This window comes from Ruegeria sp. O5 (genome assembly GCF_056535105.1).
Genome location: NZ_JBQERN010000004.1, coordinates 218,405 through 232,714, shown reverse-complemented (window position 1 = coordinate 232,714; position 14,310 = coordinate 218,405). Strand labels below are relative to the sequence as shown.

The following is a 14,310-nucleotide window of genomic DNA, read 5'->3' as shown; positions in this document are numbered from 1 at the left end:
TCGGATGCCCCGGCGCTAGAGAGGTTTCTGTCCCGCTACCCTGACAGTTCAATGTTTTTGCGCAGCAATTTGGCGGCCCACGGGGTGGGGTTGAATGCGAATGAATATTCCAGCCGCTACTTCATCTGGGGTGAGGATCAGGTTCAGGGTGTCTTTGGGCTCAGCAAGAAGGGCTATCTGATGGTTCAATTGCCCAACGCCGAAACCCAAGCTGCCGAGTGTTTCGCGCGGATGATCGAAGGCGAAACCGTTTTGGGTATGACGGGGGATGCACCTCAGGTCGAGCTGACGTTGGGCGCTTTGGGATTGGGGCAGGCGAAGTACCGGTTGAATCACGATGAACCGCTTTATCGACGTGACCTGCGAGGTCTGACTGAGGCACCTGTTCCATATCGCGATTTGCGCGCCGAGGATCGGTCAAGACTGCACACTTGGTTCGCGGATTACATCGAGGATACCGGACAGGCCGCAGGCGAAGAGGCGCGTGAGCTGGCGGCAGAGCGCGTCGAGGCGGAATTGACCGCAGGCAGGGCGATTGTCCTGATGGAAGGCGACGCGCCGGTTGCCATGGCGTCTGTAAATGCCAGGGTTCACGACCAAATTCAGGTCGGTGGTGTTTTTGTTCCACGTAAAAACAGAAATCGTGGCTTGGGTCGACGGGTCACGACCGCATTGATGCAGAAAGCAAAATCCGAGGGCGCGGCGGCAGCGAACCTGTTTGCGAACAACGCACCTGCCGCCCGTGCCTATGAGGCGATTGGGTTCCAACAGGTGGGTTGGTACAAGGTCGCTTTGCTTCAGGAACCGCAAAGGGTGCTCTCATGAGTTTCATCCGACCTGAAGCAAAACTGGCGCTTTGGCGTTGGCGCGAGGTTCTGGTCGCGGCTTTTGTCCTGATCCTTGGTCTGAGCTGGATCAGCGGGCCGGGCGGACTGTTGGCCTGGATAGGCTGGTTTCTGATTGTCGTGTCAGCGGCTTTGGCCGTGATCGGCATACAGCGCGCGCGCTTCAGAACAGGTGTGGGCGGGCAAGGTGTCGTGACGATTGATGAAGGTCAGATCACTTATCTTGGCCCCTTGGATGGCGGCATCGTCGCGTCCCGCGAAATTGAGCGTTTGGCCCTTGACCCGACCTCCGACCCCGCACATTGGGTTCTGGATCAGCCGGGCCAGCCAACGCTTCACATTCCTGTGAATGCAGAAGGAGCCGAGGCGTTGTTCGACGTGTTCTCAAACCTGCCTGGCCTCAAAACCGAGCAAATGCTGTCGGAACTCAACGGCAAATCGCAGCATCCGGTCGTTATCTGGGAACGTACACCGTCGCGCCCGGCGCATTTGCCGTTGCATTGACACTGGCGCCATTTCCGACCACCACTTGACCTTCAAAACAGACACAGCAGGATCGGAGCACGGTTCATGTCCATCCCTCAGTCCGGCGGCGGTCCGATCGAACGCCATGAACAACTGGCCGAATATCTGGAATCGGGTTGCAAACCCAAGCAAGATTGGCGCATCGGCACCGAGCATGAGAAATTCGGCTATTGCAAGGACACGCTGAAACCTCTGCCTTTTGAAGGAAAGCGATCCATTGTCGCCGTGTTGGAGGGGTTGCGGGATCGCCACGGCTGGGGAGAGGTCCGTGAATCCGGTCATCTGATCGGTCTGGAAAAGGACGGCGCAAATGTCAGCCTTGAACCGGGTGGCGCGCTGGAGCTATCGGGTGCTCCGCTGGAAACGATCCATGAAACCTGCGATGAGGTGAATACTCACCTGCGCGAGGTGAAGGATATCGCCGATGAGATCGGTGTGGGATTCATCGGTCTGGGCGCGGCGCCGATCTGGACGCATGACCAGATGCCGCTGATGCCCAAGGGGCGGTATCGGCTGATGAACGATTATATGGAAAAAGTCGGCACCATGGGCCGCGCAATGATGCGGCGGACGTGTACCGTTCAGGTCAATATCGACTTCGGGTCCGAAGCCGACATGGTACAGAAACTGCGCGTGGCGCTGGCATTGCAGCCGGTAGCGACGGCGCTGTTTGCCAATTCTCCGTTCTTCGAAGGTAAAGTGAACGGCCAGAAAAGCTGGCGCAGCCATATCTGGCGACATCTGGACGATGCGCGCACGGGCATGTTGCCCTTCGTGTTCGAGGATGGTTTTGGATTCGAACGCTATGTCCAATACGCGCTCGATGTGCCGATGTATTTCGTCTACCGCGACGGGCAGTACATCAATGCGCTGGGCATGTCGTTCCGAGATTTCCTCAAGGGTGAGTTGCCTGCATTGCCGGGTGAAACGCCGACCCTGTCGGATTGGGCCGATCACCTGACAACGGCCTTCCCCGAAGCGCGGATCAAGAAGTTCATGGAGATGCGCGGCGCGGATGGTGGTCCTTGGCGACGGCTTTGCGCCTTGCCCGCCTTCTGGGTCGGGTTGACCTATGACCAAACCGCGCTGGATGCGGCGTGGGATCTGGTCAAGGGCTGGGATGCTGAAACGCGCGAGGGGCTGCGTGTTGCGGCAGCCAAAGACGGGCTTCAGGCGCAGGTTGGTAACGTCAACATGCATGATTTGGCGCGTGAAGTTGTGGCAATCTCCGAGGCGGGCCTGAAAGCCCGTGCGCGCCCTGGTGCTGGTGGTTTGGTCCCGGATGAGACGCATTTCCTGAACGCGTTGAAGGAAAGCATCGACACCGGCAAGGTTCCGGCAGATGAGTTGCTGGAACACTACAATGGCGACTGGAATGGCGATCTGACCCGGATTTATCCCGAATACAGCTATTGATGCGCACCGTCCCGCTTGCAATCGCGGGGCGGGGCCGATAGCAGGTTCTCGACCAAATTCAGAGGGCCGTCATGGACGATCTTAAGGCAAAATATCTGGGCCAAATCGCCGAAGCAGGCGACGAAAACGCGCTTGAGGCGATCCGCGTCGCGGCTGTTGGCAAAAAAGGCGAGGTCGCGCTGAAGATGCGCGAGCTGGGCAAGATGACGCCCGAGGAACGTCAGGTCGCAGGCCCGGCGCTGAATGCCCTGAAGGATGAAATCAACTCGGCGCTGTCCGCCAAGAAAGCCGCGCTGGCCGATGCTGTACTGGATGAGCGCCTGCGCACCGAATGGCTGGACGTCACCCTGCCGACCCGCCCGCGCCGTCAGGGGTCACTCCACCCGATCAGCCAGGCGACCGAAGAGCTGACAGCGATCTTTGCTGAACTGGGCTTCTCGGTGGCCGAAGGGCCGCGTGTTGAAGACGACTGGTACAATTTCGACGCGCTGAACATCCCCGGTCACCACCCCGCACGGGCCGAGATGGACACGTTCTATATGCACCGCGCCGAGGGTGATAACCGCCCGCCGCATGTGTTGCGCACCCATACGTCTCCGGTGCAAATCCGCTCGATGGAAAAACAGGGCGCGCCGATCCGCGTGATCTGTCCGGGTGGCGTCTACCGCGCCGATTACGACCAGACCCACACGCCGATGTTCCATCAGGTCGAGGGGCTGGCCATCGACAAGGATATCTCGATGGCGAACCTGAAATGGGTTCTGGAAGAATTCGTGAAAGCCTTCTTTGAGGTCGACGATGTCGAACTGCGCTTCCGCGCCTCGCACTTCCCCTTCACCGAGCCATCGGCCGAGGTTGATATCCGCTGTTCGTGGGATAACGGTCAGCTGAAGATCGGCGAGGGCGACGACTGGATGGAGATTCTGGGTTCCGGCATGGTCCACCCCAAGGTGATCGCCGCTGGAGGGATCGACCCCGAGGTCTATCAGGGTTTTGCGTTCGGGATTGGCATCGACCGTCTGGCGATGCTGAAATACGGCATTCCGGATTTGCGGGCGTTCTTTGATAGCGACCTGCGCTGGCTGCGCCACTACGGGTTTGCGGCGCTGGATATGCCGAACCTGCATGGTGGTTTGAGTCGGTGAGTATCGGCCAGTTTTTCCTAGGCCTAGTGACAATAATAGTCGCTACGGTTGTCTACCGTTGGCAAAAAATGGTGGAAAGGGAAACTGAGCTTCAACAGAGGCAAAGAGAGCTTTTCGCCAAGTATCTGACCCTCACGCACGAACATTTTCTTTCCCAGCCTTACAAAGGGCAAGAATACACCGACGAGCAACTGGCGGGCTTCTTGGGGATATCGAAAGCAGAGATTGATATATACACCACACGCGATCAGGTTGCTTTGATAGCGTCAGATCGTATCTGGAATGCTGTTAGTTCTCATGACAAAAAGTTTCGCGCGTGGAAGGTTGCTTTCCCTCCGGCGGGTGATGCTAGCCCTGAAAACTCCGAGAAAGCTAAGGCGGCAGCAAGGGAACTTCAGCAATCTCATGCGCAGCTGCTGAGAATAATGCGAACGGAACTTGCGGAGCATCATCAATTCAGATTTCCAAGATGGATGCAAAAAATGTTGAGCAAAGAGCCATCCAAATAGCTTGCGCGGAGCAAAGGCCGGTAGGCCGCCGCGCCATCGCCAGACCGCCCGGACGGGCTGGCGATTTGTCTCCGCAGGTGCCCTGTTTCAACGACACACAAAATTGGTGACCACAAACTGCCCAGCTAAAGGTTTGATCGCCATTCCGCGGTCTGGCTATGGCCCGGCTTGATGCTTTGACCTGACGTAGGGCGGGCTTCAGCCCGCCATGTGCGGTGGGTGGGTGCCGGGCTGAAGCCCGGCCTACGATCGGACCACACCGATATGTTAAGTGACAGGGCGGAATGCCCCGTTAGGGTCGGGTGCATGATCTGTCGATTGCTCTGCCTTCTTCTGCTGATGACCGCGCCCGCCTTTGCCATGGGCCCCTGGAAAACCGAATGCCACGGCGTTATTGCCTGTGATCTCGGTGACCGCTCGTATCACGTTCTAGAACCTGATGGCTGGGATGGTGAAACACCTCTGCCCGTGCTGCTGCATTTCCATGGTTGGGCGCGGCAGGGCACCGTGGTTGTGAACCACGAACGGATTGCCGGGGCCACGAAACGTCGGGGCGTGCTGCTGGTTGCCCCGAACGGTTTGGGCAAAAGCTGGAATTTCTGGTCCGCACGCTCGGATGATGTGCCTTTTGCCGACCGGGTGCTGGAGGACGTGGCCAAGCGCTATCCGATTGACCCTGACCGCATCTATGTCTCGGGTTATTCCTTCGGCGGTGCGATGGCGTGGCGCTATGTGTGCCAGTCGGGCAATGACATCGCTGCTTTGCTGGCCGTTGCGGGCAGCATTCGCCAGACAGAAAACTGCCCCGAAGCCCCGCGTGAGGCGCGCCATGTACACGGGCTCAGCGATACGGTGATGGATTTTCCTTATGGCGCGAATGGCGACACGACCCATCCGGTCTCGCTTTGGCGTGAAAAGTACAATTGCAACGGAGCGACCCCGCGGGGTGATTGGAGTGTGGAACCGTTCCTGACGCTTAGCCGAGTGGAATGGACCGATTGCACGCAGGGGCAGGTGACGCTGGACACGCATCCCGGCGGGCATTTCATCCCGCATGGCTGGATTGGGCGGCAGTTGGATGAGCTTTTGGGCCGCACCCCCAGCTATCCGTGACGCGCAGCGCTTGCACCCCGGCGCATTCTTTGCCATTGCCTGTGCCGACTGGATGTTTGCCAAAAAAGGCCCCGTGCAATGAAATTCACTCTGTCCTGGCTGAAAGACCACCTCGACACTGATGCTTCGGTTGATGAAATCGCCGAGGTGCTGACCGATCTCGGGCTTGAGGTCGAAGAGATCGTGAACCCGGCCGAACGGCTGGCAGGTTTTACTCTGGGCTATGTGAAACACGCCGAGAAACACCCTGACGCGGACAAGCTGCGCGTTTGCAAGGTCGATACAGACGAGGGCGAGCTACAGATCATCTGCGGTGCGCCCAATGCGCGTGAAGGGATCACCGTCGTGGTCTGCAAACCGGGCATGTACATCCCTGGCCTGGACCTGACCATCAGTGTCGGCAAGATCCGTGGCGTCGAAAGCTTTGGCATGATGGCGTCCGAGCGTGAGCTGGAGCTGTCGGATGAACATGATGGCATCATCGAACTGCCTTCGGGCGAAGTGGGTGATACATTCGTGGACTGGCTTGCAGAAAACGACCCGTCCAAAGTCGATCCGATGATCGAAATCGCGATCACTCCGAACCGCCCGGATGCGTTGGGGGTTGAAGGGATTGCGCGCGATCTGGCCGCGCGTGGAATTGGCACGTTGAAGCAGCGTGATTATACGCCTGTTCCGGGTGATTTCGAGTGTCCGATCAAGGTGTCAATCGAAGAAGACACGCTGGACGGAGCGCCGCATTTCACTGGCCGTCTGATCCGTGGCGTGAAGAATGGCCCCAGCCCGCAATGGCTGCAGGATCAGTTGAAGGCCATAGGTCTGCGTCCGATCTCGGCGCTGGTGGATATCACCAATTACATGACCTACGATCACAACCGCCCGTTGCACGTGTTCGACGCCGACAAGGTGCAGGGCAACCTGCGGGTGCACCGCGCCAAAGGCGGAGAGACGCTGGTCGCGCTGGATGAAAAAGAATACACGCTGCAACCCGGAATGATGGTGATTTCGGATGACAAAGGCCCGGAATCGATTGCGGGCATCATGGGCGGTGAGGAAACCGGATGTACCGAGGAAACGGTAAACGTTTTCCTCGAAAGCGCGTTCTGGGACCATGTGCAAATCGCGCTCACAGGCCGTGCGCTCAAGATCAATTCCGACGCGCGCTATCGGTTCGAGCGCGGTGTTGACCCGGAATACACCCGCGAGGGGCTGGAACACGCGACCCAGATGATCCTGGATATCTGCGGCGGAGAAGCCTCCAACGTGGTTGAGGCCGGCAAAGCGCCGAACCATGCGCGCGCCTACAAGCTGAATGCGGAAAGGGTGCAGTCTCTGGTCGGGATGGATATTCCCGAAAGCGAACAGCGACAGACCCTGACCCGTCTGGGCTTTCGTCTGGAAGGCGAGATGGCCCATGTCCCCAGCTGGCGCCCGGATATCCTGGGCGAGGCCGATCTGGTGGAAGAGGTCGCGCGGATTGCTTCCTTGACCAAGCTGCAAGGCCGGCCGTTGCCGCGCGTGACCGAGGGGATACCGAAACCGGTGATGACCCCGGCGCAGCGCCGTCAGTCCATGGCGCGCCGTACCTGCGCGGCGCTGGGTTATAACGAATGCGTCAGTTATACGTTCATTGATCAGGCTTCGGCGGCTTTGTTCGGTGGTGGCGATACTACGACCATGCTGGAAAACCCGATCTCATCCGAGATGAGCCATATGCGCCCCGATCTACTGCCCGGCCTGTTGCAGGCTGCCGCCCGCAATCAGGCGCGCGGATTCGCGGATGTCGCCCTGTTCGAGGTCGGTCCGGTCTTTCACAATGGCGAGCCGGGTGATCAGAAAACCCAGATCACCGGCCTGCTGGTAGGACGTTCTGGCCCCAAGGATGTGCACGGTGCTGCGCGCCCAGTGGACGTGTTCGACGCCAAGGCAGATGTCGAGGCTGTTCTGGCCGCCGTTGGCGCGCCCGAAAAGGTTCAGATTCTGCGCGACGGCGATCCATGGTGGCATCCGGGTCGTCATGGCAAAATCTGTCTGGGTCCGAAAAAAGTACTGGCTGTCTTCGGAGAGTTGCACCCGCGCGTTTTGCAGGCGATGGACATAAAAGGTCAAGTAATGGCATTCACCATCTGGCCGGACGAAGTGCCTTTGCCCCGCAAATCCGGGGCCACCCGCGCTGCGCTGGAACTGCGCGACTTGCAGGCGGTCGAGCGTGATTTTGCCTTTGTTGTCGATGCCGATGTCGAAGCGCTGACGCTGGTAAACGCAGCCGCAGGTGCCGACAAGGCACTGATTGAGGGCGTGCGTGTCTTTGACGAATTCATTGGCGGCAGCCTTGGCGAAGGCAAGAAGTCTCTTGCCATTACCGTGCGTCTGCAACCGACTGAGGCGACGCTGAAGGAAAAGGACATCGAAGCCGTAGCCGAGAAGATCATTGCCAAGGTTGCCAAGGCGACGGGTGGGGTCCTTCGCGGTTAGAGCTCTGAGGCTCCAATGGAAAGCGCGCCTTCGGGCGCGTTTTATTTGGACAGGAACTTGGTCAGTAAGTCATAGACCAGCCGGATGCGGCGGCTGGTGTGCAACTCGCGATGCGTGGTCAACCAGATCGGAAATGTGATGGCCTCCATCCCGGGGCACACACGCTCCATACCTGGTGCCGCATCACCGACGGTCTGCGACATGGGCGCTATGCCAAAGCCTTGTTTGGCGTATTCCCAAGCCACTATTCCGTTCTGAGACCCAAGCCGGAAATTCTCGTTGGTCAGGTGAATGCCAAGCGGTTTCAGATAGGCGATCATCTGATTGTTGTCGCCGAAGCTGATGAACTCATGCCGTGAAAGGTCCTGCTTTGATTTCGGGCGTCCCGCACGGTTGAGATACTCTGTGGTTGCATAGAAATGCCCGGACGCCTCCTGTATCAGTTTCGCGATTAGGTCGGGTTGATCAGGGCGGACATGGCGGATCGCGATATCTGCCTCGCGCCGCATAAGATCCTGAATATCGTTTGAGGCAATCACGTCAATCCGCAGGCGCGGGGCTTGCGCCCGGATTTCGCGCAGCAGGTCGGGCAAGACATAGGCCGACATCACGTCACTGGCGGTGATGCGAACCCGGCCTTCAATGGATTGTGCCTGTCCGGACGCCGTCAGCGCGATGCGATTGGCCGCGTCCCCCATTTTGCGTGTATGATCCAGCAGCTCCAATCCGGCCTGAGTGATCTCAAGAGTTCTGCCAACCCGTTCAAACAGCATCACGCCCAAGTCCTGTTCAAGCGCCGCTATCTGACGACTCAGCGTAGGCTGGGTTTGCCGTAGCTGCCGTGCCGCTGCGGAAAATGACCCGGTTTCAGCCGTCGCCAGAAAGGACCGGATGTGGTTCCAATCAAAATCGCCAAACTCATTCATACAAAAATGTATAGTAAACCTGCAAATTTCGGCAATTTATATTCGGTCTGCGCATGAATAAATTCTCGCCGAAAGGAGACTCCTCAATGACCACCACTGCGAAATTCTGGGATGGAGTGGCCGAGAAATATGCCCGCTCGCCCATCAAAGACATGGCTTCGTACGAGCATACGCTGGAACGGACAGCGTCTTACCTGAAGAAATCCGATGATGTTCTGGAACTTGGGTGCGGCACAGGCATGACTGCTCTGAAGCTGTCCGGATATGTAGGATCTATCACTGCAACCGACGTGTCCCCCGGTATGTTGGCCGTTGGACGTCGAAACGCCGCTTCGCAAAGCATCGAAAACGTCACTTTTGCCGAGGCTGATGCAAATCGACCGCCTGAGGGTTCATTTGATGCGGCGCTGGCATTCAATCTTTTGCACCTGGTCGAAGATCTGGATCTGACATTGAGCCGAGTACACTCGGTCCTTAGACCCGGAGGGCTGTTTATTTCGAAAACTTTTTGCCGTCCGTCCAGCGCGGCGAGCCTAAAGTATTACGCTATTCGTCTCGCGCTTCCGATCATGCAGTTCTTTGGTAAGGCTCCGTTTGTGCAATTCCTGTCTGAGGCGGATCTTGATGCGGCCCTTGAACGCGCCGGGTTCAGCATCATCGAGAGCGACAGTTTCCCAATACGTGACGCCCGCCGATTCCTAGTGGCTCGTAAAATGTAAGGTTTTTCCGGAATCCGCGTTGGGCTTTGGGTGTGGGACCCTTAAATTGGGCGGGAACAACATCGGAGTTTGCCATGGGCCTGAACGTTTATCTTTCCGGAGAAATCCACACCGACTGGCGTGAACAGATCATCGATGGAGCGCAAGGGTTGGACGTGACCTTCAACAGCCCCGTTACCGATCACACGGCCAGTGATGATTGTGGTGTGGCCATTCTGGGGGCCGAGCCGAACAAGTATTGGCACGACCACAAGGGAGCGATGGTCAATGCGATCCGAACACGCAAGGGGATTGCGGATGCGGATGTTGTCGTCGTCAGGTTTGGTGACAAGTACAAACAGTGGAACGCTGCCTTTGACGCGGGTTACGCTGCAGCACTGGGCAAGTCTATCATCGTTCTGCACGGCCCGGATCACCAGCACGCGCTGAAAGAAGTTGATGCCGCCGCACTGGCCGTGGCGGAAGAACCCGCTCAGGTGGTCGAAATTCTGCGTTACGTGCTGACAGGCGCTCTGCCCGGCTGATCGATAAAAGGGGCGCCGGTTTGGCGCCCCCTTTCTTTCAACTGTTATCAGTCTCGTGCCGGTATGGCTTTGCCGCGCTGAACCGCTGGGCGTTGGAAGAAACGATCAACGTAAGCGACGACATTGGAATAGTCGTCCCAATCAACCACATCCTTCGCGCCATAGAAATCCAGTGCATTCAGCCACGGGGCAAGCGCGATATCCGCGATGGAATATTCGCCCGCGATCCAGTCTTGTCCTTCCAGTTGCGTATTCACCACGTTCAGCAGGCGCTTGGCTTCGTTGATGTAACGCTCGCGCGGGCGCGGATCTTCTATCGCGCTGCCAGCGAATTTGTAGAAAAACCCGAGCTGGCCAAACATTGGCCCGATGCCGCCCATCTGAAACATCAGCCATTGGGTGATCCGGTGCTTGTCTGCTGCGGTTTGGCCAAGGAACTTGCCCGTTTTCTCGGCCAGATACAGCAGGATCGCACCGCTTTCGAACAGGGCCAGCGGTGCACCGTCGGGTCCGTTGGGATCGATTATCGCCGGGATCTTGTTGTTCGGGTTCAGCGACAGGAACTCGGGACTTTTGACATCCGAGTCTGCCAGGGTCACCAGATGTGCCTCATAGGGCAGGCCGGTTTCCTCAAGCATGATCGAGGCTTTGACGCCGTTTGGCGTAGGATAGGAGTAGAGTTGAAGGACCTTGGGATCTTTTGCAGGCCATCTGTCGGTTACGAAAAAAGGCGCAAGTTGAGACATGGTAACTCCTGAGAAATGCCATTTGGGGAAAAATAGGGTGGCTTTCCCCTAAAAAACATACCCTTATTCATGCGTTTAACGCACAATTCCTATGCGCTCATGCGTGAACAGAAGCGTGGTCTTAGAAAACAAGAGGGATGCTATGCTGGAAGAATTCAAGACATTCATTGCCAAGGGCAATGTCATGGACATGGCGGTCGGTATCATTATCGGTGCCGCGTTTACCGCAATTGTTACCTCGTTGGTGGGCGATCTGATCAATCCGCTTATTGGATTGTTCACAGGGGGTATCGACTTTACGAACAATTACGCCGTTCTTGCAGGCGACGTGGCCGAAGGTGCCAGCCTTGAAGCGGCACGTGAAGCAGGCGCATCCGTCTTTGCCTATGGTGCCTTTATTATGGCGATCATCAATTTCCTGATCATCGCCTGGGTCGTCTTCATGTTGGTAAAAATGGTGAACAAGGTCAAAGACGCTGCCGAAGCAAAGGAAGAAGCGGTTGAAGAGGCACCCGCAGGTCCCAGCGAACTGGACATCCTGATGGAAATCCGGGACGCTTTGAAGAAGTAGATCTGTCGTTTCGTTGCGACATCGGGCTCCGCACCAATCGCGGAGCCTGTTTTATTAGAATTGACGAACAGAAAACACGAGGAAATTCGAGATGGAACAAACCGCCGACTTGGCTGAGCAGGCGATTGGTATGGCCAATCAATACTTGCCCATTGCCTTGAATGCAGCGAAGGCTCTGATCGTTCTTGTTCTGGGTTGGATCGCCGCCCGAACGATCGCGGGTGTTGTACGCCGCCGGATCAACAAAACACCGCAGATCGACCCGACACTGGGGAATTTTGCCGCCAGTGTGATCAAGTGGGCAATTCTGGCCATAGTTCTGGTCGCCGTTCTGGGTATCTTCGGGATAGAAGCGACCAGTATCGTCGCCATTCTGGGCGCTGCGTCGCTGGCTGTCGGGTTGGCACTTCAGGGTACACTGAGTGATCTTGCGGCCGGTGTGATGTTGGTGGTTTTCCGACCCTACAAGCTTGGACAGTATGTGGATATCGGTGGCACGGCAGGAACCGTTATGGATCTGAGCCTGTTCACGACCGAGCTTGTGACACCCGACAACGTGCAGATCATTGTTCCAAACGGTCAGGCATGGGGGTCGATCATAACCAATTATTCAGCCCACGACACACGTCGTGTCGATCTGGTGTTTGGAATTGATTACGGGGACAGCGCAGATACCGCCATGCAGATCATTCTGGATGTGGCCAAGGCCGACCAGCGCATTCACAGCGACCCTGAACCCTGGGTGCGGGTCACGAATCTGGGCGACAGCTCAGTCGATCTGACTGCGCGGCTATGGTGTGCCGCAGCCGATTACTGGGACGTCAAGTTCGAGCTTACGAAGGTGGTGAAAGAGGCGTTTGACGCCAAAGGTGTTTCGATTCCGTATCCGCATTCGGTCGAAATTCAAAAACAGGGGTGACAGCTGGCACCCATTGTTTGGGCGAGCATTCATCCTTTCCGCGTATTGAGAAGGGCACCGCGCAGAAACGCGGTGCCCTTTTTTGTGAAAGTCGTCGGTTCGATGCCGACCGCGCCACCCTGAGAATTGCCATCAACAGGCAACTTCAGGAGTGGAGGTACTTACGATTTGACCACCACATTTGGCGAAACGACGTCGATGCCAAGGGCCTTGCCAACGGCATAGTAGGTCAGTTTACCAGCATGAACGTTCAGACCTTCCAGCAGGTGCGGATCGTCCTGACATGCCTGTTTCCATCCCTTGTCGGCCAGCGACAGCATGAACGGCATCGTGGCATTGCCCAGTGCGATGGTCGAGGTGCGCGCAACAGCGCCCGGCATGTTGGCAACGCAGTAATGCATAATGCCATCGACATCGTAGATCGGATCGGCATGGGTGGTGGCTTTTGCCGTTTCAAAGCACCCGCCTTGGTCGATGGCGACATCCACCAGTACTGCGCCGGGTTTCATCGTCGACAGTTGAGCACGCGACACCAGTTTCGGTGCGGCTGCGCCAGGGATCAGAACAGCACCGATGACCATATCGGCGTCCTGGATCAGTTCAGCGGTCGCGCCTGCTGTCGAATACTGGTTCTTGAAAGTTCCGCCAAAGACATCGTCCAGATAGCGAAGGCGCGGCAGCGACCGATCCAGAACGGTGACATCAGCCCCCATTCCGGCGGCAATCTTGGCCGCGTGTGTCCCGACGACACCGCCGCCAATCACAACCACTTTGGCCGGGCCGACGCCGGGAACGCCACCCATCAGAACCCCACGGCCGCCATTGGCCTTCTGCAGGGTCCAGGATCCGACCTGAGGGGCCAGACGACCGGCGACCTCGGACATAGGTGCCAGCAGCGGCAGGCCGCCGTTGGCATCCGTTACGGTTTCGTAGGCAATTGCGGTACAACCCGATTCCAGCAGGTCATGTGTCTGATCCGGATCCGGAGCCAGGTGCAGATAGGTGAACAGCAGCTGGTCTTCACGCAGCATCTTGCGTTCCACGGCCTGCGGTTCCTTGACCTTGACGATCATGTCGGCGGTGGCAAACACCTCTTCCGCGGTGTCGATAATTTGCGCGCCTGCGGCGACATAGGCGTCATTGTCGAAGCCTGCGCCGATGCCCGCGCCGGACTCGATCAGGACTTGGTGTCCGCGAGCGACCGCTTCCTGAGCAGCATTGGGCGTCATCCCGACGCGGAATTCCTGAGGTTTGATTTCCTTGGGGCAACCGATTTTCATTGGGCTCTCCGTTCATAAGCTGCTTAAATTATGTGCATTTCGTGGCGCAATTTCTGTGAAAGAAAACGTGTCGGTAGACTTTTCTTTGGAAGAATTTCCCGTACTATTCAAAAAACTCGCAAAGGAATTGCAGGAATGAGCCTGGACACGACTGATCGAAAGATTCTGGCCGCACTTCAGAAGAATGGCAGGATGTCGAATTCGGAACTGTCTGAACAGGTCAACCTGTCTCCATCTGCGTGCCACCGCCGCGTTCAACGGTTGGAGGTTGACGGCTATATCCGCAACTATGTGGCTCTGCTGGATGCGCGGAAAATGAACGTGCCTACCACCGTCTTTGTCGAGATCACGCTACAAGGCCAGGCCGAAGAGGTTCTGGATGTTTTCGAAAAGGCGGTGGCCCGAATACCAGATGTGCTGGAGTGCCATCTGATGGCCGGAACCGCAGACTACATTCTGAAGGTCGTGGCGGAAAACACAGAAGATTTCGCGCGTATCCACCGGCAATACCTGTCGCGCTTGCCTGGGGTGGCGCAGATGCAAAGTTCATTTGCGCTGCGTACCGTGTTCAAGACCACAGCCTTGCCGGTCTGACCG

At 57.4% G+C, this 14,310-nt stretch carries 15 protein-coding genes; 12 read left to right on the top strand and 3 right to left on the bottom strand.

The window, feature by feature from the left end; translation table 11 throughout:
- Positions 1-51: 51 nt before the first annotated feature.
- From ACR0M3_RS08860 to pheT, 7 genes are all read left to right on the top strand, one after another.
- Positions 52-825, top strand: a complete 774-nt coding sequence (locus ACR0M3_RS08860) for a GNAT family N-acetyltransferase (protein WP_480910292.1) — start codon at positions 52-54, stop codon at positions 823-825.
- Positions 822-1,349: a hypothetical protein gene (locus ACR0M3_RS08855; protein ID WP_480558732.1), complete on the top strand. Its 528-nt coding sequence runs from the start codon at positions 822-824 to the stop codon at positions 1,347-1,349. The genes ACR0M3_RS08860 and ACR0M3_RS08855 overlap by 4 nt, the downstream gene beginning before the upstream one ends.
- Before the next feature lie 66 nt (positions 1,350-1,415).
- Positions 1,416-2,786, top strand: a complete 1,371-nt coding sequence (locus ACR0M3_RS08850) for a glutamate--cysteine ligase (RefSeq protein WP_267365439.1) — start codon at positions 1,416-1,418, stop codon at positions 2,784-2,786.
- Positions 2,787-2,857: 71 nt separating this feature from the next.
- Entirely contained in the window at positions 2,858-3,931 is a 1,074-nt protein-coding gene (gene pheS, locus ACR0M3_RS08845) for a phenylalanine--tRNA ligase subunit alpha (RefSeq protein WP_480486562.1), read from the top strand.
- Entirely contained in the window at positions 3,928-4,440 is a 513-nt protein-coding gene (locus tag ACR0M3_RS08840) for a hypothetical protein (RefSeq protein ID WP_480773373.1), read from the top strand. Before pheS ends, ACR0M3_RS08840 begins: the two co-directional genes overlap by 4 nt.
- A 306-nt stretch (positions 4,441-4,746) precedes the next feature.
- Positions 4,747-5,553, top strand: a complete 807-nt coding sequence (locus tag ACR0M3_RS08835) for a CE1 family esterase (RefSeq protein ID WP_480773372.1) — start codon at positions 4,747-4,749, stop codon at positions 5,551-5,553.
- Between the two features lie 78 nt (positions 5,554-5,631).
- Positions 5,632-8,028, top strand: a complete 2,397-nt coding sequence (pheT, locus tag ACR0M3_RS08830) for a phenylalanine--tRNA ligase subunit beta (protein ID WP_480899188.1) — start codon at positions 5,632-5,634, stop codon at positions 8,026-8,028.
- Between the two features lie 41 nt (positions 8,029-8,069).
- Here the strand turns inward: pheT and ACR0M3_RS08825 are convergent, their stop codons facing one another.
- Positions 8,070-8,954 carry a LysR family transcriptional regulator gene (locus ACR0M3_RS08825; RefSeq protein WP_480899190.1) on the bottom strand — a complete coding sequence of 295 codons (885 nt, stop codon included), beginning with the start codon at positions 8,952-8,954 and terminating at the stop codon, positions 8,070-8,072.
- 86 nt (positions 8,955-9,040) lie between these two features.
- Between ACR0M3_RS08825 and ACR0M3_RS08820 the strand changes: the two genes are divergently transcribed.
- Positions 9,041-9,673, top strand: coding sequence for a methyltransferase domain-containing protein (locus tag ACR0M3_RS08820; RefSeq protein WP_480910289.1), 633 nt, complete (start codon positions 9,041-9,043; stop codon positions 9,671-9,673).
- Between the two features lie 74 nt (positions 9,674-9,747).
- Entirely contained in the window at positions 9,748-10,197 is a 450-nt protein-coding gene (locus ACR0M3_RS08815) for a YtoQ family protein (RefSeq protein ID WP_480483023.1), read from the top strand.
- Between the two features lie 47 nt (positions 10,198-10,244).
- Here the strand turns inward: ACR0M3_RS08815 and ACR0M3_RS08810 are convergent, their stop codons facing one another.
- Positions 10,245-10,943: a glutathione S-transferase family protein gene (locus ACR0M3_RS08810; RefSeq protein ID WP_480910287.1), complete on the bottom strand. Its 699-nt coding sequence runs from the start codon at positions 10,941-10,943 to the stop codon at positions 10,245-10,247.
- A 142-nt stretch (positions 10,944-11,085) separates the two neighbouring features.
- Here ACR0M3_RS08810 and mscL point away from each other — a divergent pair, with 142 nt between their 5' ends.
- Complete coding sequence (mscL, locus tag ACR0M3_RS08805; protein WP_480899194.1) at positions 11,086-11,514, top strand: large conductance mechanosensitive channel protein MscL; 429 nt, start codon at positions 11,086-11,088, stop codon at positions 11,512-11,514.
- A gap of 130 nt (positions 11,515-11,644) precedes the next feature.
- Positions 11,645-12,433, top strand: coding sequence for a mechanosensitive ion channel family protein (locus tag ACR0M3_RS08800; RefSeq protein WP_480624757.1), 789 nt, complete (start codon positions 11,645-11,647; stop codon positions 12,431-12,433).
- A 161-nt stretch (positions 12,434-12,594) separates the two neighbouring features.
- Here ACR0M3_RS08800 and ald read toward each other — a convergent pair whose 3' ends face one another.
- Positions 12,595-13,713 (bottom strand): alanine dehydrogenase, encoded by a 1,119-nt coding sequence (gene ald, locus ACR0M3_RS08795; RefSeq protein WP_480910285.1) that lies wholly within the window; start codon positions 13,711-13,713, stop codon positions 12,595-12,597.
- A gap of 135 nt (positions 13,714-13,848) precedes the next feature.
- On the opposite strand from ald, the gene ACR0M3_RS08790 reads away from it, so the two are divergent.
- Entirely contained in the window at positions 13,849-14,307 is a 459-nt protein-coding gene (locus tag ACR0M3_RS08790; RefSeq protein ID WP_209506641.1) for an Lrp/AsnC family transcriptional regulator, read from the top strand.
- The last annotated feature ends 3 nt before the right edge of the window (positions 14,308-14,310 follow it).